Below are 16,265 nucleotides of genomic sequence, written 5' to 3'. Positions count from 1 at the left end.
GCGCAACCGGCCTCTCAGCCACCGACGCTTACGGAGTGAGCGCGCGCCGGGGACACAGGCAAAGTAGCTCAGACGACCTTCGTTCGAAAGGGAAAATGCACCGACGCGTCGGTGCCGACGGCATCGCCGCGACGGAAGCGGCGCGGCTGCGCTGAATAATCTTTGAGCATGACCTCCGCGTAAGCGCGTTTCGCATTCGTCGTGAGGGAAAGCCGGTTTTCCCTTCCCGATATGCTTCAAGCGGCTACCGCAGAAGCGAAACGACCGATCGAAATCGATTTGGATTGACAGAATGGCCGCCGACGCCCTCGAGCGATAAAGGCGCACCATCCGTGGGACGGCTGGCATTTACTGAGGCGGCATCAGTCCCGGCGACGACAGCCATTCGCTGATGTGAGCGGCGGTGTCGGCCTGCCGCGCCTTCATCAACAGGCGTTCTTGCTCAATGCCGGGAGGCAGTGTCTTTGCCTCTTCACGCAAGCTCTTGGCCTCTTCGGTTAGACGGTGCTCGAGGGAGTGAACCTGTTTGACGCGGCGACGCTTCTGCATGCGCTGCTCCATTCCGTTAGAGGGGCGAGCGCGCCATTGCGTCCACTCGCCGAATGCCGGGATGATGCGCGGCGACGAACATTAACTTTTTGAACGGATGCCCAGTTCCACCTGACAGATGGAACTCTGTTCACGGCCGGAGAACTACGGAAGTATGGCTTACTATTTTTCGCGCTTGGCCTCGGTGTCGCGCTCCGGATCAGCGCTTGCCTCTCGCTAGCCGCCCTATTGCGGTCGCTACGGCAGATCGCCTCTCCTGATCGGACCGACGGTTTGCGGCCGGTTGAGGAAGAATTCGCGGTTGCCGAGCGCCGCCTCCGCATATTGATCGATCGTCACGATGATCGCCTGGACATGCTGGAAGCACCACCCCTCCCGCGTCGCCCGGTGCCGGACCTCGGCCAGCGCCTTGATCCACGGCGAATGGTCATCGCTGTCGTGGAAGTAGCGAAGCGGCTCTCTCATGTTTCCTCCGGCTGATCATGTCGTCCAATTGCGCGCGCTTGCGCGACAGCAGGAGCTGCGCGGTTGCGCTGTCGAGCCCGGCCTGCCTGAGCTGATCCACGGTCGAGCCCAGCTCGCGCAGTTCCGCGCGAAGTCTCAGCAGTTCGAGCCCGTCATCGCGCACGCTGTTCGCCGAAGACCGGGCGGCGGTTCACGAGGGGCATGACAACTGGCTTCTGCGCGCGAGGCCGACGTGAGGCGAAGCACACCAGGATCGGCTCGTTGTCGCCCAGCACGCTGCGCTCCTCGACCAGGCGGCTCATGACGACCCGCATCTTCAGGATGTCCCCGGCCACGAAGGCGCAGTCCTCATCCCGCTTGATCTGCTCACGCATGATCGCCTCGGCCTCCAGCATGCTGACCCTCAAGGCCCTGATCTGTCTGCGAATTTCATTGATGCGATTGTCCATGGCGGCGTCTCCTCCGGGGAACGTCACCATAAGAACAAATCATGAACATTCAGTCAATCAGCCGGAAGGTGAATTTGGTCCGCACCACCCGATGAACGAGCGCGGCGTCCTCACGAGCGACAGCACCGCGGAGGCCGAGAGCCGACAGGATGACGCGACGAAAACGAGATCGTCACAGCGCCGGCGCGAGCGGCCGACCGGACGCCGACACGTTGATGTCGAAGAAGGTCTTGAGCCCGGCAAAGGCGGTATCGGGCGTGACGATGATGTTGACGGGCACGCGTCTGAGATAGGCGGCGAACCGCCCCTTGCCTTCGAAGCGGTTGCGAAAGTCCGATCGCGCCAGATAGTCGACGAAGCGCGGCAGGATGCCGCCGGCGAGATAGAGGCCGCCGGACGCGGAGAACGTCAGCGTCAGGTTTCCGCAGACATTGCCCAGGAAGCAGCAGAACATGTCGAGCGCGGCGCGGCTGGTGGCGCAGCGCTCGGAGGCGGCCGCGTGCACGATCGATGCCGCGTCGCGCGGCGGCGCGGCGGCGCCATCGAGGGCATTGATGGCGCGATAGAGGTTCTCCAGCCCGGACCCGGACAGCGCCCGCTCGATCGAGACGTGGCCGAACTGGCTGCGCATGCGCGCGATCACCTGCTCTTCCCGTTCCGACGTCGCCGGCAGGGTGGCGTGACCGGCTTCGGTGACGATTGCCAGCGACCAGGCGCCGCGCGGCATCAGGCATGATGCGCCGAAGCCGGTCCCCGGACCGACCACCAGCATCGGCCCGCCGGCGACCGCATCCTGTCCGCCGAGCTTGACCAAGTCATTCGCGGTCAGCGCCGGCAGCGACCACGCCATGGCCTCGAAATCGTTGAGCAGATGCACGGCGCGGAAGCCGAACAGGCGTTGCAACTCAGCGGCGTCGAATGTCCAGCGACTGTTGGTCAGGGTGACGCGTTGGTTCTCGATCGGCCCTGCGACATCCATGATGGCGAAGCCGGTGGAGGCTCGCGCGCCCTGCTGATCCAGGAACGCCGCCATGGCATCGGCCGGGGTCTCGTAGTCGGCCACCTTCATATGCGTGGTCGGGCCAATCGTGCCCTGATCGAGGAGCGCGAACCGCGCATTGGTGCCGCCGATGTCGGCGAGCAAGACTTGATCCATCCCCGTCATTCGCGATCCGTTGTCCCTCATGATCTGCCCGCGTGGTCTCACAGCGCGAGCCATCTCGATACCATCGCCGGACAACGACCGGAGCAGCGTCGGTCGGCCCCCGCCTTTCCGCAACACCGCCGACCTGCCAACAGTTCCATCGACTGTATCGATCGGCGCGACGATGTCAGGATGCCGCGTCTGGCGCTATGGTAAGGAGTCCGCGATGCGGCGGCCGCGGCCGCTCAGCCGCAGGAGGCAGTGCAAATATCAACGGAACAGCCCGCCTTCGCTCGCTTCGCTACGAATGGGTTCGGGCCTGCTTGGCCGCGCCGGGCCAGTCCGTCTTCGCTTTCGCTGGCGCTCAAGCTACGCCGGACACGCTCCGCCCTGACGGGCCTTGGCGTGGCTGCGCCACGCGAAGCCCGTCAGGGCGAAGCGTGGTGGGGGAGGTAGGACTCGAACCTACGAAGTCATAAGACGGCTGATTTACAGTCAGCTCCCTTTGCCACTCGGGACACTCCCCCGTCCAACAGCGCCAGACCGGCCGCGCGAGTGGCGGCGGACCGGGTCATCGAAATGACGCTGATAACCGCGCTAGCCCGGTTCGGGCGCACGGTCGGGCGCCGTTATGGGCGAAGCGACCGGTCAAAGTCAACCAAGCCTGCGCGCTATTTGCAGGTTAAATTGCCAATATTCGGGAGCCGTGACACAAGCCTCACATGAGCGATCGCGACCGCAAACCCAATTTCCGAAGCAAGGGCGGTAAGCCCTTCCAAAAAGGCCAGAAATTTGCCCGTTCGCCGGGCTGGCGGCAGCGCGAATCGGGTTCCGACGGGCCGGTGATCTTGTACGGCTGGCACACGGTATCGGCCGCGCTCGCCAACCCGGAGCGCCATATCCGCAAGCTTTACCTCACCGAGAACGCCGCCAGGCGCCTTGCCGAGGAGAACATCGACACCCGCGTTGCCCCGGAAATCGTCCGTCCCAGCGCGCTCGACCACAGGCTCACCGCCGACGCCGTGCACCAGGGCCTGCTTGCGGAGGCCGATCCTCTGCCCTCGCCCGATATCGACACGCTGGCGCAGGAGGGCATCGTGCTGGTGCTCGACCAGATCACCGATCCGCACAATGTCGGCGCCATCATGCGCTCTGCGGCGGCCTTCGCGGTGAAGGCGATCGTCACCACCGCCCGCCACAGCCCGGAGGCGACCGGGGTGCTGGCGAAGTCCGCCTCAGGCGCGCTCGAGCTGGTGCCGCTGGTCACCGTGCAGAACCTGGCGCGCGCGCTGACCGAACTGAACGAGCGCGGCTTCCAGACCGTCGGGCTCGACAGCCAGGGCGCCGACGATCTCGGCAAGGTGGCATTGCAACAGCCGTTGGCGCTCGTGCTCGGCGCCGAAGGCAAGGGTCTGCGGCAGTTGACGCGCGAGACCTGCCGCGTCGTCGCCCGGCTCGACATGCCCGGCGAGATCAAGAGCCTCAATGTGTCGAACGCCGCGGTGCTCGCGCTCTATATCGGGGCGAGCCGGCTCGGGCTGATGTAGCAAAACGCCCGCTCGCAACATGCGAACGGGCGTCGATCTCCTGGACCCGTCGCCGGATCAGTAATAGCGGCGCAGCACGCGGTTGCCGTAGTAGCGCGGCGCGTAGCCGTAGCGGTAGCCATAGTGCGGACGGCGGTACCACGGACGGTGGTACGTGCGGTACCCATAGCCATAGTGGCGATAGCCGTAGTACGGACGGCCGTAGCCCTCGCGATAATACGGCAGCGGCGCCCAGTTGCCGGGACCAGTAAAGGTCGGGCCCTGGTTCACGTAGTAGTACTGCTGCGCCGTGCCGGGATAGACCGCATCCGGGTCCGGCAGACGTTCGACAGCGCCCCAGCCGCCGTAATAACCGCCGTAGCCGGCATAGCCGCCACAGGTGTTACAGCCGGCATAGCCGTAACCATAGCCGTTGCCGTAACCATAGCCGTAGCCATAGGTCACGACCGGCGCCGCATAGACCGGCGTGCCGCACGGGCTGAAGCCGCACGCCATCGCGGGCGCAGCGGCCATGACAGCCACGGCTGCAACCAATCCCGTAATCATTTGACGCATTACTCTCTCCTGTATGTGCTTTTCGTTGGTATCGGCTTCTTGAAGGCTATTGCGGGCTGCGCAGACGCGGCGGCCGCAGGATCGGATCCGGGCGCGAGCCGTTGAACTGCGGCGCATAGATCACCGGCGGCGGGTCGACGGGGACATTGGACTGCGCCGGCAACGGCGCCGATTGCGCCGACCATGACTGGTGATAGCTCTCGGCCGGCTGCGGCAGGCGGCGGTTCGCCGGCGGCTCGACCTCGAGGCGGCCGTAACCGGGCATGTGACCCAGGCTCGGATAATAGTGGCCGACATTCGGCACCGGATCGATCGGACGCCCGCCATAGACGGTCGGCACCATCGACTCGTTGCGAGCAAGACCCATGGCGCTCTCGACCACGGCATAGGAGGCGTCGACGCCGTTGATGATGATGGGCACGCCGGGGCGGTTGGGCACGACGATATCGAAACCGCCGCCAGCCGACGCCGCTGAGGTCATTCCCGCCAATATCGCCAATGCTACGCCGATGCGCATGCCACGCAGAATCCCCGTTCGAGGCGCAACCTAAAGCAACGCGCACGCGCAAGGGTTAAGGCCACGGGTCGAACTGCCGGTAAGCCTAACGCGTAAGCATCCGCGCCTGCTCAATTATGAAGAAACCGGATCAGGAATCGTTAACGCACCTGTCGTGCTGCGCCGGCGCGCATCAGGCCAGCACCTCGTCGAACGAACCGCGCATCGCTGCCACTCAGATCGGTAGCGCAGTACATCTCGTCACTGGTTCCACAGCGCGAGCGGTGGCAGATTGGCAGCCAGGGTTCGGGGCATTTCTGGTTCTGGCCCTCGCCCGCCAAGTCTGCTATGCGAGCCCCGCAAATTCTCCCCTTCGCCGGCTTAGCTCAGCGGTAGAGCAGCAGTTTTGTAAACTGAAGGTCGGGGGTTCAATCCCCTCAGCCGGCACCAGCTTTTAGCTCTGGCAGGATTGGTGGGGACATCCCCGTAGGACCACGCAACGTCCAGATTGCTTCTGCCCTTGCCGGCCAAAACGGTGTATGCAGGTCACAGAGGGGGGGCTCAGGCGATGACCTATTTGATCCTTGCCCGTGATGGCACCAGTCGAATCGTTCTGAAGCGCAATAGCGAGGACGCGGCCGAGAAGAAGGCGCGCGAGCTGAAGGAGATGGGCTGGTTCGAGGTTGAGATTCGCGAGGACACCGCAGCGAGCGTGGACGCTCCGGATCATCCGCAAATACTGCAATGAACCTTTCGGAAGCGGCCCCTTACATACGTGTGAGGTGCCACATGTCCGACTCAGCACATTACCGCTTCCAGTCCGATCAGGCGAAACGGCTGGCCCGCCAGGTTACCGACGCCGCGGTGCGCGAGAAGCTGCTCGAAATGGCCGACGAGTATGGCCGTTATGCTGACATGATCGAGGCTCGCGCGGCCGAACAGATCGCTGTCGAGGCAACGGCTCACTAGCTTTAGGAACGTGACGCGGTGTCTCGTGGTTCTCAGCGCATGAGAATACGCGGAGAGAATCGCAACATGCTGGTCATCGTCACGCTGCTGAGCGTGGCAATCGCGGGACTCATCGCGCTGCTGAACCCGTCCCTTGCCCCGGCCAGTAGCCAGTCCCGCAAGCTCGCCGATCTGCCCCCGGTGCGGATCATCGGTACCCCGTTCGTCCCGAACACCAATCCCAGCGTGCGATAGGCCCTTCGCGCGCTGAAGTAGTGTCACCCTTTTGTCACCTCGCCTGCAAAACGAACGTCTTTGTCAACCATCATTATGGTGAACGCTTGATTCCGCGAGGTTGCTTTGGTGGAATCCGCGCGTTCAAGGTGCGCCATGAAGTGGATGAAAGAACGCGATCTCCTGATCGCGCAGACAATGGCCTTCGTGCAGTCGGTGACCGGCAAGCGCCCGGACGCCGAGATGATGCGCCCTGCTCCGCAGACGGTTGCTCGTCCAGGCGTTGCCCCGGGAGCCGCGCCCGAAGCTCATGACACTCAGCCCCACGTGGTCCAGACACAGGTGACCGCACCCGTGCCGCTGCCGGTCCCGACCGTATTTGAGGTGCCCCCTGCCGCGCCCCCCGCTCCGCCCGCCATCGAAGTTGCCGCTACGGAAGCCGCGAAGGTGACTGCGCCCGCGACGCCTGTGCAGATGCCGCATTTCGCACAGCTCGACATCCGTGGTGACTTCGGATCCGAGGTGCGGGCGCGCGTGGCGAATTTCCGCGCCAACCAGCAGCGCTTCCTCAGGGAGCGCGAGGAATACTGCACCTCCACCATGGCCAAGGTGCGTGCCGCGATCCGCGACAACAGCGAGCTGCCGCGCTCCGGCAAGTAACGCGCCCTCTTCTCCGGATGGAGCCTCGCGTCTGTTGGGCTTCAGCGCCGGGCGCCCGATTTCACCGGCTCGGTCAGGAAGCGTCCGGTCGATCGCGTCGATGTCGGTTCTTCCATTGCGTCAACGGCAGGCTGCTTCCCCTCCACCATCGAGCGCAAGCCGGCGATCGCCTGGATCATGCGTTCGGCATATTTGGCCGTGGCGCCCTCGACGAACGCCTTGTCCTTCGGCTTCGGCTTGGCGATCCGCAGCTCCAGGCGCGTCGTTCCGTTTGGACCGTCCAGAACGGCACGGGTCATCACGATCCGCGGTGCGCCGGGAATTGGAAGTGCGATGCTGACCGTAAAGTAATCGGCCGGGCGCCAATCGAGTATCTCCTCGACGTTGGTATTCTTGCCGTGCATGCAATGATTCCTGGTACCGACGCCGCGGCGGCCCTTGCCCGAATCCTCGATGATGTCGTCAGCGTCCCACCATTTTCGCCATTGCCCCGGCACGCTGAGAAACTCCCACACCGTCTGCCGGGGCGCGGCAATATCGAATTCCAGGGTGGCGTAGGCGTCAGCGTGCGTCACCTCCGTGCGGACTTGCCCGTCGTCCTGCCGCCACGCCGTTTCGAGATCGCGCACCCACAGCGTCACGTCGCCGATGACGTCGATGGTTTCGTGATGCGCGATGAGGCCTTGCGCCGCCGGGTCGATACCCATGGCGCGTATGGCCGCGTCGCTGTAGAGCGCGTAGGCACGCCCGCCCATCTTCTCGCTGACCGTGTTCTTGAGCAGTCGGTGGACGAGGATGACATCGCGCCCGGCGAGCTCTTCCCTGCCGCCCATCTTCTGCTTCACCATCTCGCCATGATGGACGACGAATTTGAAATCGAGATCGCCCATCGCGACGCAGGCCTGACACTCGCACGTCGAGGCCTGACGAACGGTGCGCAGGCGCCGGCGAAACTTGAAATAGGCGCCCTCGATCGCATCCTGCAGCAGCGAGCCGTCGATCTTCTCGGCGGTGGTGTAGACGAACGCGGCATCGCCCTCGAACTTGGCGAGCCGAAACGGGGGGCGCAATCCTTTCACCACCGCGTCCATGAAATCGGCGATGATGTCCTGCGCATGGTCGAGCTCGACCGCCGCGAGGAAGTTCGTATAGCCGGAGATGTCGGCAATCGCGAAATATGCCGCTTCAGCCTTCGGAAGCATACAGACCTCCAACGCAACCGGTTCGTGCCGATCGTACGGATGCGCAGTTTGTCATACCGCGCCGCCCGCGGTCGAGGGCCAAACAAGCGCCGCTCTGGAGCAAAGCGCCCGCTAGCGGCTCCCGATGTTCTCCAGCACTGGCAACAGATGCTTTAGGAATTCGCCTGGATCCTCGCTCATCGGGAAATGGCCGAGACCTTTCATGATGGTGACCTCAGCCCCGGGGATGCTGCGTGCCACCGCGAGCGTCTCCTCCGGCGTGCAGGAGTAGTCGTATTCGCCCGACAACAGGAACAGCGGGCAGCGCCTGGTGTCGATCTCGGCGACGCGGGCGCGGATGTCGCCGTCGACCTTGTAGAAATAGAGGTCACCCTTGAACACGCCGGGGCCGCCCTGCATGTAGTGCCACAGCGTCTCCCACTTCTCCTTGTCGGGCGCGTCAGGCCCGACCAGACCGGAGACGATCGCCGCGGCGATCTCGCCGCCATGCACGTCCGGCCGATGCAGAAAGTTGAGGTCGTAGTAGGGATCGACATGCGCGCCGGCCTGCAGGCCGATGATGGCGCGGAAGCGTTCGGGATGCTCGAGCGCGAGATGCAGCGCGATGCGCCCGCCGATCGAGCAACCGATCACGATCGGCTTGTCGAGCCCGAGCGCATCGATCACGGCCAGGATCATCGTCGTGTATTGCGCCGAGGTGAGCTGATACTCCTCGTCATGCCAGCCTTCAGGCGGCGACGACTTGCCGTGCCAGGGCATGTCGAAGGCGATGACGCGGTGAGTGCGCGTGACGCGCGGATCGTTCATCAGGTCGCGATATTGCCGGCCGTCGCTGCCGGCGGTGTGCAGGCAAAGCAGCGGGGTGCCCTCGCCCGCCTCCTCGACATAGATGCGGTGCAGCCGGCCAAACAATTCGAGATGCATGTAGCGGCCGACGATCGGCTCGAACCTTGCGCTCATGCCGCAGCTCCCTCGCGACGCAGCTTGCCGAGCGCGTCCTTGAAGTAGCGCAGATTGGCCATGAACACCGTGAGGTCGCCCTCGGCCTTCAACACACGCCGCTTGATCAGCGCCATCAGATCGTTCGAGCCCGGCAGCGGCCGATGCTCGCAGAACTTGTCCCACTCGGCCTCGGAGGTGCGCAGCGCAAAGCACGACGATGGCATCACGAACGGCCCTTTCGTCACTGACGCGACCCGGCCCTCATGGATCGCGATTAGCCAAGCCGTCTTGCCGATCTCGAGCAGCAGCGTCGTCGTGAGATAGCGGCCGCGGCGCACCAGCCCTGCGTCGCCGTTGACCCGTTCTTTCAGCGTCTCGATCATGGTCGCTCCACCCGCAATGGCCTCCGCCGGTCGCGCGGAGGGCTCCTGTTATCGGGGCGATGATGGAGGGATTGGGCGGACCGTCAATCGGCCCGACCGGTAGGCGGCCACGGCGTTTTCGCGTGGGCCAGCGCATTTTCGGTGGGCGCGCTTCGCATTGCGACAACGCATCGAAACAGGACGCTAGAGCCACGCCCAGACCAGCGCGACGTTCGCGGCGCAGGCCGCCAGCAGCGTTACCGCCAGCGCGAACAGCACGCGTTCATTCGGGGTCTGCAGGATCGCTCTCATGGAAGGAAGCATCCGGCGATTCTACCCGCAGAGTCCCGGGGATTCTTTTTCGGCGGATTTACCGCACGTTAAGGACTCAAGGTGCGCCGCGGAAAGGCCCGAAATAGCTCATATTTTCAACAGCTTGATCGGTATACGATCACGGTTCCGTGATCGGAACGCCGATGCGGTTTGCGGAAACCTCTTCAGCAGCGCGGGCGTTGTCGGTTTTTCGGGGGGAGCGACGAAATGCCGTATGCACTGTTCTATCAGGACGCCAAGCTGAGCAAGGCCTATCCGACGGAGGCTGATGTCTGGAGCCTGGCCCAGAAATCCGGCCTCGTGGTCGATGCCGTCACTGACGAGCAAAAGCGCTCGCCGCGCCCGGTGTTGGACAATGACTACGAGATCCGCCCCTGCCAGCTCGATCCGAACGAGGATCCGGACAAGAACAAGGCAGACGCTGATCTTGAAGCGCGCATCGAGCCGCGGCTGCACTCGTAACGCCTCTCGCCTCGGGGCGCGTGCGCGGACCCGACCTGCACGTAGGATGATCCTGCGGCCTTACGGCGTCGCCGTCGCGAGCGAAGCCTGCTCGGAGGCGAGCGAAACACAGACCTTCCGTCGATGGAGACCCCGGATTGCGCCGGTGACCTTGAGGACCTTGCCGGTCGGACAAGATGCGTCCTGCACGAGCACGACCTCATAGGGTGCAAGAATCAGGGGCTCGGATTTGAGGACAGTCTGGGCAAGGCACGGCACGGACACCGCAGAGAGAATGAGCCCTAACGCAACGTTACGCATGTGTGTTTGTCCACCAACCCGGCAGCCGCACAATAGCGCATGACGGTGAAAGTTCCGTGCAAGGCAGGAATTATTTTTTTGCATTGCATGGGACGCGACACGCGATCGCGCCAAGACAAAAGGGCCGGCTGAAAGCCGGCCCTTTTGCATTCAAGCGAACTGACGATCAGTAGTTGCTGCCCACCGGGCCGCCCCAACCGAAGCGATAGTTGATGCCCAGCTTGACGGTGTGCTCGTCGTTGCGGAAGCTCGTGCCGACAATGTCGGCCGGGCCGCTCGTGAAGGTAGTCTTGCCGAAATTGTAGTACTGGTACTCGGCCTTGGCCGACCAGTTCGGGGCAAACATGTATTCGAGGCCTGCGCCGACGGTGTAGCCGTCCTTGTGGTTGCCGTCGGTGGTGAAGGCCGCCGGCACGCCACCAACCGACGCAGTGAGATTGTTGTTGTCACGCCAGGCATAACCGCCCTTGGCGTAGAGCAGCGCCGGACCCCAGGTGTAGCCAAGGCGGCCGGTGACCGAACCGATCTGGTCGGTATTGCCGGTCACAAGCGTACCTCCGGGAAACAGCACGCCATTGTTCGACGAGCTCGGCAGCCAACTGTACTGCGCCTCGACACCCATCACCCAGTTGGGGGCGAACTGGTAATCGAAACCACCCTGGACGCCCCCCATGAAGCGCGCATCGCTGCCCATCAGGTTGTTGCCGTCGGTAAACGCGCCGCCGACATGGCCGCCGATATAGAAGCCGGTCCAATTGTAGACGAGCGCAGGCGCGGTCACGGGGGGCGGTGCCTTGGTATAGGTGCGTGCCGGCATGTCAGCCGCAAGCGCCGGGCTCGCCAGCGCGGCCAAGGCGACGGTGCCGAGCAGAAACTTCTTCATTTGGGGTCCCCATTACTAGCGTTGCGCTATCAACCCAAACAACGTGACCTCAATTAGGTTGCTTTGGGGCAATGCCGCAGCCGTGATCTTCCCGAGCTGTGACAGGGCGGCAACAACGGCCGTTTGTTCCTGATCATAGAAGATTTTTGATCGGTTAAGTAATCACGCCTCCGCGTGACGGAAGTCGCAAATACCTAAGGTGAGGTTCAGCGCTCCCCGAAAAGTGATCGGTTCGCGCTAACCAATGGCCTAGCCCACTATACTACCGCGACAAATTGCCCAATTCGGCAAACTGCCCGTAGGAGACGCCGGCACAGAGCTCGGCGGCGTTCTCCATGATGCGGTCGAGCCGGCCATCGACGAACACCACGCCGTGCTCGCGGGCCGGGCGGTAATTGCCGTCTGAGTCCTTTGCGCTGTAGCGCACGCACGCCACGTAGCGCAGGCGGCCGCCGATCGTCCGCTGCACCGGCTCGGCAATAGCTGCATCGCGTACGCCGACCGGATTGTTCAGATAGGTCCGCATGAACGCCAATATCTCGGCGCGGTAATTGGTCGGAAACGGCTGGTCGGCCGCGCCCCGATCGGCGGTGAACGAGATTGGCCCGCTGTCGCCGCCGGCACAGCCGGCGAGCCCGATCGACAGCGCCAAGATCGCCGCAAGTTTAGCTGAAGTCCCCAAGCGCCGTAGTTCCATGATCCCCGTGACGACCTCTTAGACCGCCCGGGGCCGGAATGGAATTCGCAACTCGGTTATCGCAATGCTCAATAGGCAGGCCAAGACAGCACACCGGCCCGCCGCCACTGGGGAAGCAATGGCGAACGGGCCGGGTCTGACACCCGCCGGCGCAGCGGGGCAATGTGGATCGAAACCGCGCCGGCGGATCAGTTTCAGCCGCGCTTGACCGGCGCGACGTGCTTGACCGCGACCTTCGCCTTAACGTGCTGGCTGGCGTGCTTCGGCGCCTTCTTCACCTTCAGAAGACCCATATGCTTGTGGTGCCGATAGTGCTGGGTGTGGTGACGGGTCATCTTCGCGTTGGCGTTCAGGGCCTTCGAGGGCGCCTGCTCGCTCTTGATCACCGGCGCGGGTTTGGTCGCCGGCGCGGGCGTGGTCACAGGCGTGGAGGTCGCGGGCTTGGCCTGCTCGGCGGCGAGCGCCGGGGCAGCGATCACGGACATGGCGAGCAGCGCTGCGGAAATCGACTTCAACATGGTGGTCTCCTCTTCCACGGGATCGAGAGTTACCCGGCCGGATGGTCGGCCTCGCCGATCAATGGAGTCGACCTTAGAGAGCCCGCACTGAACCCGTCCTGAAGGACGCTGCCGGTGTTCATTCATCTGAATGACTTCTTTGTCATGCGCCGGCGCCACCGGCGATCACGTGGAATCGCGCGGCGGCTGGGAATGTTCTGAAGCCTCGGGTGTTCAAGTCGGCAGGCTTCGGTGTAGGATTACCGAGCGCGATCAGGAACGATCAGGAGCGACCAGGAATGAGCAGGACGACAAGGTTTTTGACCCTCGCGGTGCTCTCGATAGCCCTTGCGGGCGGCCCCGTCATCAAGGCGTACGCCGCGGGCAGCGATGAACCCTCCCCGCCCGCGTCCGATAGCGGCAAGGGCAAGAAGGCGACCAAGAAGGACAGGAGATCGTCGATCGATGATCCAAAGTTCCTGGCCGGCTACCACGCAGCCTACACCACGATCTATGATCGCCACGACTACGCCGCCGCGATCGAGCAGTTGAAGGCGCTGGGCCAGGACGATCGCGCCGACGTCGCCAATCTGATCGGCTACTCCTATCGCAAGCTCGGCGACTACAAGGTGTCGCAGATCTGGTACGAGCGCGCGCTCAAAGCCGATCCCAATCATGTGCGCACCTGGCAGTATTACGGCCTGTGGCAGCTCGAGCAAGGCAACCGCGACCAGGCCGAATTCCATCTGAACCGCATCGCGCAGCTCGCGGGCACCAACAGCGACGAATACCGCTCGCTGGCCGCAGCGCTGGAGAAGCCGCCGGGCACTGGCCTCGTCTACTGAGCGGATTGACTTCGCAGCATCCCGCCGGTGCGGTCGACACGACCGCGCCGGCTTTCTGTTATGAGGTGGTGGCGGCTGTCCCGATCATGCGTCGCCGGCGGCCGAGCATGAGCAGCATGACGAGCGCGCCGCTCGAGCACAGCATCGCGAGCGCCAGCAGCGCGTCGCTACCGAAGTGCGTGAGCATTGCGGCCAGGATCGGCGGCGCTGCCGCCGAGATCAGGTTCAGCGGCAGCGCGATATGCGACGTCGCCTTGGCAAACGCACCCCTATCGTAGAACACCAGCGGGATCGTTGCGCGCGCAACCGCGAGCGCGCCGCTGGCCATGCCGTAGATCAGGATGAAAGCCGCGATCGACCAATAGACGCCGTGGCCGAAGATCAGGATCAGCATGGCGACCGGCAACAGCGTGCCCGCGACAAGGCCCGTCGTAATGCCGTCCCAGCGTCCGCCGCCGATGAAATCGATCGCGCGCGCCGACACCTGCACGACGCCCAGCGTCGATCCGAACGCAACCGCTTCGGTCGCCGAGAGCCCCTGCGCCTTCAGGAGCTCGACAAGGATTGCGCTGAAGCCGATGCTGACGAATGCGTTGAGCGCAATCGCCGCCACCACCAGGACGAAAGTGCTTCTGTCCGGGGCAGACGGCGCTGCCGACCGCTCCGATGAAGTCTCTGAACCCACGGCACCAGCGGTCCGGCGCGGCAGCCCGAACGTGTAGAGCGGCAAGCAGACCAAGCCCATCGCCAAGGCATAGACCATGCAGGTGCCGCGCCAGCCGACCGCGTCGGCGAGACATGCCGTCGTTGGCCAGAAGATGCTGCTGGACAGTCCGGTGACCAGCATGAGAGCCCCGATCGCGCCCTTCGCATGCCGGCCGGCCACCTCGTTGAGCATGATGTAAGCGGCGGTGCTCAGCGCTGCGCTGCCACCGACGCCAAGGATCGTCCAGGCGATGAAATAGAGCGCCACCTCTTGCGCGCAGGCCAGAAGGACGAAACCGAGCGCTGCGACCGCGGCGCCTGCCATCATGACACGCCGAGCGCCTGCGCGCTTAAACGGTTCGGCGAGCAGCGGCGCGCACAGGCCCATCGTCACGTAGAGGACCGAGGTTCCTGCAAATACCGTTGGAAGCGCGATCTGGAGATCGGCGGCGATTCGCCGCCCGACGATGGCCGGCAGGCCGAGGCTCCCCCACCCGATCAGTTGCGCGACCGCGAGCACAACCAGGACGCCCGCAATCTCTCGGTTCATTCCGAGAAGCCGTGCCCGGCCTTCCATCCCCGTGCTGCCCGTCGCAATCGAAACGCCATGGCTAACCGATAGCACATGACACCGTGATGACCGGCGCGGACAGCCTCGCCCCGGAGGCGACGCCATCCACGGCTCGGAACGGCGGCGCCGCTCCCGATCGCGGACGAATCGAGGTGCGGTGGCTACGGATAGTGCTCGTTGCGCCGGTCGGCCTTGGTCCCGCGGTTTACGCCGACCGTATTGCTGGCGGCGCCCGCGTCCGGTTTCGCCTGGCGCGCCGCCTTGTCGATCGGCGGGCCGCTGTCGCCGGTCTTCTTGGCGCTGTTCAGCGCCTGACCCGTCGTGGTGACATTACCGGCCTGTCCATTTCCGGCCGTGGGACCGGAGCTCTGCGCCAGCACGGTTCCCGACAGCATGAGTGTCGCTATCAGCATGACCGCGGCGTGGATTTTCATGGAAAGGCCCTTCTGTGCGCTGGAATGCACAGCAACGCACCAATGCCGATCGCGTTCCAGTGATGCGGCCGATCAACGCGTTTTCCGGCCGGGTAGAGTTAATGGAGCCGTTCGCGAGGTTAACCAGCCGCGGGTGAAGCGTAACGCGGTCGACCGGCATCGCAGCGGGCGCAACCGCGCGATGCCGGTCATCGCCTCACTTCGACTTCTGCATTTTGGTGACGGTATAGCCGGCGTCGGCATTCTCCGCTTCGAATCGCACCTTGTCGCCGACCTTGACCTGCTTGAGCATCGCCGCATCCTTGACGCGGTAGACCATGGTCATGGGCTCGTCCATGCCGAGACTCTTGGCCGGTCCATGCTTGAGCGTGATCTTGCCGGCGCTCTCGTCGATCTTCTTGACCTCACCGTCGATCGCTGCGCCTTGCGCGGCGGCCGCACCCAACGACAGCGTCAGCGCGAACATCGCCGCGCCTGTCATCCGGATCATCCTGTTCATCATCGTGTCCTTCATGGTTGCCGGTCTCACTTGACGGTGACGCGACCGGTCATCCCGTAATCGCGGTGATCGGGGATCAGGCAGGAATATTCGAACGTCCCGACCTTGGTGAACTTCCAGAGAATCTCCGCGCTCTTCTTCGGCGCCACGCGAACGCCGTTCGGATCGTCGTGTTCCATATGCGGATGCTTCTTCATCACCTCGGCGTGCTTCAGATTCTCCGCGGTGGTTGCGAGCAGGAATTCATGATCTTCGGTGCCGGCATTGCGGATTACGAAACGGATTTGCTCGCCGCGCGTCACCTCGATCCGGAACGGCGTGAACTCCATTTCCTTCATCTCGATCTCGACGGTGCGCGACGGCTTGCTTGGATCGCCGGGTTCGCCGGCCGAATAGGATTCGTGTTTTTCGTGACCGCGGGACGGCGCCACGGTGATCGACAGCGCCATGAGTGCGACGCCGATCCTGGTGAAGTTTTCCATGGGA

The 16,265-nt window shown here is 63.9% G+C and carries 24 protein-coding genes and 2 tRNA genes; 8 read left to right on the top strand and 18 right to left on the bottom strand.

Annotation, left to right across the window (positions count from 1 at the left end; genetic code table 11):
- Positions 1-348: 348 nt before the first annotated feature.
- The 5 genes from P6U30_RS15355 to P6U30_RS15335 all read right to left on the bottom strand — a co-directional run bounded on the left by P6U30_RS15355 (position 349) and on the right by P6U30_RS15335 (position 3,134).
- Positions 349-549: a hypothetical protein gene (locus P6U30_RS15355; RefSeq protein ID WP_407169800.1), complete on the bottom strand. Its 201-nt coding sequence runs from the start codon at positions 547-549 to the stop codon at positions 349-351.
- A gap of 237 nt (positions 550-786) precedes the next feature.
- Complete coding sequence (locus tag P6U30_RS15350) at positions 787-1,014, bottom strand: hypothetical protein (protein ID WP_407169799.1); 228 nt, start codon at positions 1,012-1,014, stop codon at positions 787-789.
- Positions 1,015-1,166: 152 nt separating this feature from the next.
- Complete coding sequence (locus P6U30_RS15345; RefSeq protein ID WP_407169798.1) at positions 1,167-1,463, bottom strand: hypothetical protein; 297 nt, start codon at positions 1,461-1,463, stop codon at positions 1,167-1,169.
- A 172-nt stretch (positions 1,464-1,635) separates the two neighbouring features.
- Complete coding sequence (gene glk, locus P6U30_RS15340) at positions 1,636-2,619, bottom strand: glucokinase (RefSeq protein ID WP_407169797.1); 984 nt, start codon at positions 2,617-2,619, stop codon at positions 1,636-1,638.
- Positions 2,620-3,048: 429 nt separating this feature from the next.
- Positions 3,049-3,134: transfer RNA gene (locus P6U30_RS15335), tRNA-Tyr, on the bottom strand.
- A 195-nt stretch (positions 3,135-3,329) separates the two neighbouring features.
- On the opposite strand from P6U30_RS15335, the gene rlmB reads away from it, so the two are divergent.
- Positions 3,330-4,154: a 23S rRNA (guanosine(2251)-2'-O)-methyltransferase RlmB gene (gene rlmB / locus P6U30_RS15330; protein ID WP_407169796.1), complete on the top strand. Its 825-nt coding sequence runs from the start codon at positions 3,330-3,332 to the stop codon at positions 4,152-4,154.
- Between the two features lie 57 nt (positions 4,155-4,211).
- Here the strand turns inward: rlmB and P6U30_RS15325 are convergent, their stop codons facing one another.
- Together P6U30_RS15325 and P6U30_RS15320 are read right to left on the bottom strand one after the other, a co-directional pair.
- Positions 4,212-4,709: a hypothetical protein gene (locus P6U30_RS15325; RefSeq protein ID WP_407169795.1), complete on the bottom strand. Its 498-nt coding sequence runs from the start codon at positions 4,707-4,709 to the stop codon at positions 4,212-4,214.
- 46 nt (positions 4,710-4,755) lie between these two features.
- On the bottom strand, positions 4,756-5,226 hold the full coding sequence (locus P6U30_RS15320; RefSeq protein WP_407169794.1) for a hypothetical protein: 471 nt from the start codon (positions 5,224-5,226) through the stop codon (positions 4,756-4,758).
- Positions 5,227-5,580: 354 nt separating this feature from the next.
- On the opposite strand from P6U30_RS15320, the gene P6U30_RS15315 reads away from it, so the two are divergent.
- The 5 genes from P6U30_RS15315 to P6U30_RS15295 all read left to right on the top strand — a co-directional run bounded on the left by P6U30_RS15315 (position 5,581) and on the right by P6U30_RS15295 (position 7,047).
- Positions 5,581-5,655: transfer RNA gene (locus P6U30_RS15315), tRNA-Thr, on the top strand.
- Positions 5,656-5,773: 118 nt separating this feature from the next.
- Positions 5,774-5,953: a hypothetical protein gene (locus tag P6U30_RS15310; protein ID WP_407169793.1), complete on the top strand. Its 180-nt coding sequence runs from the start codon at positions 5,774-5,776 to the stop codon at positions 5,951-5,953.
- 41 nt (positions 5,954-5,994) lie between these two features.
- Positions 5,995-6,174 (top strand): hypothetical protein, encoded by a 180-nt coding sequence (locus P6U30_RS15305; protein ID WP_407169792.1) that lies wholly within the window; start codon positions 5,995-5,997, stop codon positions 6,172-6,174.
- A 66-nt stretch (positions 6,175-6,240) separates the two neighbouring features.
- A complete protein-coding gene (locus P6U30_RS15300) occupies positions 6,241-6,408 on the top strand; it encodes a hypothetical protein (protein ID WP_407169791.1) in 168 nt (55 codons plus the stop codon).
- Between the two features lie 144 nt (positions 6,409-6,552).
- Positions 6,553-7,047 carry a hypothetical protein gene (locus P6U30_RS15295; RefSeq protein WP_407169790.1) on the top strand — a complete coding sequence of 165 codons (495 nt, stop codon included), beginning with the start codon at positions 6,553-6,555 and terminating at the stop codon, positions 7,045-7,047.
- A gap of 41 nt (positions 7,048-7,088) precedes the next feature.
- Here the strand turns inward: P6U30_RS15295 and P6U30_RS15290 are convergent, their stop codons facing one another.
- The 3 genes from P6U30_RS15290 to P6U30_RS15280 form a co-directional block, all read right to left on the bottom strand.
- On the bottom strand, positions 7,089-8,249 hold the full coding sequence (locus P6U30_RS15290) for a DUF2652 domain-containing protein (protein ID WP_407169789.1): 1,161 nt from the start codon (positions 8,247-8,249) through the stop codon (positions 7,089-7,091).
- Between the two features lie 111 nt (positions 8,250-8,360).
- Entirely contained in the window at positions 8,361-9,209 is an 849-nt protein-coding gene (locus P6U30_RS15285) for an alpha/beta fold hydrolase (protein WP_407169788.1), read from the bottom strand.
- The gene (locus P6U30_RS15280) at positions 9,206-9,574 is read right to left on the bottom strand and encodes a hypothetical protein (RefSeq protein ID WP_407169787.1); all 369 of its coding nucleotides are present in this window, start codon (positions 9,572-9,574) and stop codon (positions 9,206-9,208) included. Before P6U30_RS15280 ends, P6U30_RS15285 begins: the two co-directional genes overlap by 4 nt.
- A 519-nt stretch (positions 9,575-10,093) precedes the next feature.
- Between P6U30_RS15280 and P6U30_RS15275 the strand changes: the two genes are divergently transcribed.
- Complete coding sequence (locus P6U30_RS15275) at positions 10,094-10,348, top strand: hypothetical protein (RefSeq protein ID WP_407151854.1); 255 nt, start codon at positions 10,094-10,096, stop codon at positions 10,346-10,348.
- Between the two features lie 60 nt (positions 10,349-10,408).
- Here the strand turns inward: P6U30_RS15275 and P6U30_RS15270 are convergent, their stop codons facing one another.
- The 4 genes from P6U30_RS15270 to P6U30_RS15255 all read right to left on the bottom strand — a co-directional run bounded on the left by P6U30_RS15270 (position 10,409) and on the right by P6U30_RS15255 (position 12,746).
- Positions 10,409-10,648 (bottom strand): DUF6719 family protein, encoded by a 240-nt coding sequence (locus P6U30_RS15270; protein WP_407169786.1) that lies wholly within the window; start codon positions 10,646-10,648, stop codon positions 10,409-10,411.
- Between the two features lie 166 nt (positions 10,649-10,814).
- Positions 10,815-11,531 carry an outer membrane protein gene (locus P6U30_RS15265; protein WP_407169785.1) on the bottom strand — a complete coding sequence of 239 codons (717 nt, stop codon included), beginning with the start codon at positions 11,529-11,531 and terminating at the stop codon, positions 10,815-10,817.
- Between the two features lie 262 nt (positions 11,532-11,793).
- Positions 11,794-12,228, bottom strand: coding sequence for a hypothetical protein (locus P6U30_RS15260; RefSeq protein WP_407169784.1), 435 nt, complete (start codon positions 12,226-12,228; stop codon positions 11,794-11,796).
- A 194-nt stretch (positions 12,229-12,422) separates the two neighbouring features.
- Entirely contained in the window at positions 12,423-12,746 is a 324-nt protein-coding gene (locus P6U30_RS15255) for a His-rich protein BRANT (RefSeq protein WP_407169783.1), read from the bottom strand.
- Positions 12,747-13,024: 278 nt separating this feature from the next.
- Between P6U30_RS15255 and P6U30_RS15250 the strand changes: the two genes are divergently transcribed.
- Positions 13,025-13,570 carry a tetratricopeptide repeat protein gene (locus P6U30_RS15250; protein WP_407169782.1) on the top strand — a complete coding sequence of 182 codons (546 nt, stop codon included), beginning with the start codon at positions 13,025-13,027 and terminating at the stop codon, positions 13,568-13,570.
- Between the two features lie 58 nt (positions 13,571-13,628).
- Here P6U30_RS15250 and P6U30_RS15245 read toward each other — a convergent pair whose 3' ends face one another.
- The 4 genes from P6U30_RS15245 to P6U30_RS15230 form a co-directional block, all read right to left on the bottom strand.
- A complete protein-coding gene (locus tag P6U30_RS15245; protein WP_407169781.1) occupies positions 13,629-14,825 on the bottom strand; it encodes an MFS transporter in 1,197 nt (398 codons plus the stop codon).
- Positions 14,826-15,007: 182 nt separating this feature from the next.
- A complete protein-coding gene (locus P6U30_RS15240; protein WP_407169780.1) occupies positions 15,008-15,280 on the bottom strand; it encodes a hypothetical protein in 273 nt (90 codons plus the stop codon).
- Positions 15,281-15,476: 196 nt separating this feature from the next.
- Positions 15,477-15,779: a copper-binding protein gene (locus tag P6U30_RS15235; RefSeq protein WP_407169779.1), complete on the bottom strand. Its 303-nt coding sequence runs from the start codon at positions 15,777-15,779 to the stop codon at positions 15,477-15,479.
- A gap of 26 nt (positions 15,780-15,805) precedes the next feature.
- Complete coding sequence (locus P6U30_RS15230) at positions 15,806-16,261, bottom strand: cupredoxin domain-containing protein (protein WP_407169778.1); 456 nt, start codon at positions 16,259-16,261, stop codon at positions 15,806-15,808.
- Between the last annotated feature and the right edge of the window lie 4 nt (positions 16,262-16,265).

Source organism: Bradyrhizobium sp. ORS 111 (assembly GCF_045571485.1).
Lineage (GTDB): Bacteria > Pseudomonadota > Alphaproteobacteria > Rhizobiales > Xanthobacteraceae > Bradyrhizobium.
The sequence above is the reverse complement of the archived record's forward strand: the minus strand, read 5'-3'. Positions and strand labels throughout refer to the sequence as shown.

Bases quoted from the DNA above. Each gene is read 5' to 3' on its own strand.
- P6U30_RS15355 (WP_407169800.1), bottom strand. From the start codon at position 549: ATGCAGAAGCGTCGCCGCGTCAAACAGGTTCACTCCCTCGAGCACCGT.
- P6U30_RS15350 (WP_407169799.1), bottom strand. From the start codon at position 1,014: ATGAGAGAGCCGCTTCGCTACTTCCACGACAGCGATGACCATTCGCCG.
- P6U30_RS15345 (WP_407169798.1), bottom strand. From the start codon at position 1,463: ATGGACAATCGCATCAATGAAATTCGCAGACAGATCAGGGCCTTGAGG.
- glk (WP_407169797.1), bottom strand. From the start codon at position 2,619: ATGGATCAAGTCTTGCTCGCCGACATCGGCGGCACCAATGCGCGGTTC.
- rlmB (WP_407169796.1), top strand. From the start codon at position 3,330: ATGAGCGATCGCGACCGCAAACCCAATTTCCGAAGCAAGGGCGGTAAG.
- P6U30_RS15325 (WP_407169795.1), bottom strand. From the start codon at position 4,709: ATGCGTCAAATGATTACGGGATTGGTTGCAGCCGTGGCTGTCATGGCC.
- P6U30_RS15320 (WP_407169794.1), bottom strand. From the start codon at position 5,226: ATGCGCATCGGCGTAGCATTGGCGATATTGGCGGGAATGACCTCAGCG.
- P6U30_RS15310 (WP_407169793.1), top strand. From the start codon at position 5,774: ATGACCTATTTGATCCTTGCCCGTGATGGCACCAGTCGAATCGTTCTG.
- P6U30_RS15305 (WP_407169792.1), top strand. From the start codon at position 5,995: ATGTCCGACTCAGCACATTACCGCTTCCAGTCCGATCAGGCGAAACGG.
- P6U30_RS15300 (WP_407169791.1), top strand. From the start codon at position 6,241: ATGCTGGTCATCGTCACGCTGCTGAGCGTGGCAATCGCGGGACTCATC.
- P6U30_RS15295 (WP_407169790.1), top strand. From the start codon at position 6,553: ATGAAAGAACGCGATCTCCTGATCGCGCAGACAATGGCCTTCGTGCAG.
- P6U30_RS15290 (WP_407169789.1), bottom strand. From the start codon at position 8,249: ATGCTTCCGAAGGCTGAAGCGGCATATTTCGCGATTGCCGACATCTCC.
- P6U30_RS15285 (WP_407169788.1), bottom strand. From the start codon at position 9,209: ATGAGCGCAAGGTTCGAGCCGATCGTCGGCCGCTACATGCATCTCGAA.
- P6U30_RS15280 (WP_407169787.1), bottom strand. From the start codon at position 9,574: ATGATCGAGACGCTGAAAGAACGGGTCAACGGCGACGCAGGGCTGGTG.
- P6U30_RS15275 (WP_407151854.1), top strand. From the start codon at position 10,094: ATGCCGTATGCACTGTTCTATCAGGACGCCAAGCTGAGCAAGGCCTAT.
- P6U30_RS15270 (WP_407169786.1), bottom strand. From the start codon at position 10,648: ATGCGTAACGTTGCGTTAGGGCTCATTCTCTCTGCGGTGTCCGTGCCG.
- P6U30_RS15265 (WP_407169785.1), bottom strand. From the start codon at position 11,531: ATGAAGAAGTTTCTGCTCGGCACCGTCGCCTTGGCCGCGCTGGCGAGC.
- P6U30_RS15260 (WP_407169784.1), bottom strand. From the start codon at position 12,228: ATGGAACTACGGCGCTTGGGGACTTCAGCTAAACTTGCGGCGATCTTG.
- P6U30_RS15255 (WP_407169783.1), bottom strand. From the start codon at position 12,746: ATGTTGAAGTCGATTTCCGCAGCGCTGCTCGCCATGTCCGTGATCGCT.
- P6U30_RS15250 (WP_407169782.1), top strand. From the start codon at position 13,025: ATGAGCAGGACGACAAGGTTTTTGACCCTCGCGGTGCTCTCGATAGCC.
- P6U30_RS15245 (WP_407169781.1), bottom strand. From the start codon at position 14,825: ATGAACCGAGAGATTGCGGGCGTCCTGGTTGTGCTCGCGGTCGCGCAA.
- P6U30_RS15240 (WP_407169780.1), bottom strand. From the start codon at position 15,280: ATGAAAATCCACGCCGCGGTCATGCTGATAGCGACACTCATGCTGTCG.
- P6U30_RS15235 (WP_407169779.1), bottom strand. From the start codon at position 15,779: ATGAACAGGATGATCCGGATGACAGGCGCGGCGATGTTCGCGCTGACG.
- P6U30_RS15230 (WP_407169778.1), bottom strand. From the start codon at position 16,261: ATGGAAAACTTCACCAGGATCGGCGTCGCACTCATGGCGCTGTCGATC.